1 protein-coding gene is annotated in these 640 nt (G+C 73.1%); it reads right to left on the bottom strand.

Annotation, left to right across the window (positions count from 1 at the left end; genetic code table 11):
• Nucleotides 1-118 precede the first annotated feature (118 nt).
• Nucleotides 119-640: SDR family oxidoreductase (locus CH341_RS31760; RefSeq protein ID WP_146604726.1), on the bottom strand; the 522-nt coding region annotated here is incomplete at its 5' end.

Raw genomic sequence — 640 nt, 5'->3', positions numbered from 1 at the left:
AAGGCCGGCGGTGGGACGTCCGCCGGGAGGACGGCGCGGCAACTGATGCCGAGCCGACCCGCGACGGGTGCGTCCGGCGTCCTGCGCCGGGCGCGTCGGACCGCGCCGCGCGGCGCCGTCACGCCATGTTGTGCAGGCCGGCGTCGACGTAGATGGTGTCGCCCGTCATGCCGGACGCGCTGCCGCCGACCAGGAACGCCACCGTGCGCCCGACCTCGGCGATGTCGACCAGCCGGCCCGCCGGGCTGCGGGCGACCGCGTCGGCGACCAGCTCGTCGAACGCCGCGATGCCGCTCGCCGCGCGCGTCTTCAGCGGGCCCGGCGACACCGCGTAGACCCGCACGCCGGCCTCGCCGAGCTCCGCCGCGAGATAGCGGGTGGTCGCCTGCAGGGCGGCCTTCACGGGTCCCATGATGTTGTAGTTGCTGACCACCTTGTCGGCGCCGTAATAGCTCATCGTCAGCATCACGCCGCCCGGCCGCATCAGCGGCTCCGCCAGGCGCGCCATCTCGATGAACGAGAAGCACGACACCCGCATCGCCTGCTGAAAGCCGGCCAGCGAGCAGTCGATCACCCGGCCGTGCAGATCGTCGCGCGGCGCGTAGGCGATCGAGTGGACGATGAAGTCGAGCCGGCCCCA

This window comes from Rhodoplanes roseus, assembly GCF_003258865.1.
GTDB lineage: Bacteria > Pseudomonadota > Alphaproteobacteria > Rhizobiales > Xanthobacteraceae > Rhodoplanes > Rhodoplanes roseus.
This window is presented reverse-complemented; position numbering and strand designations above follow the sequence as displayed.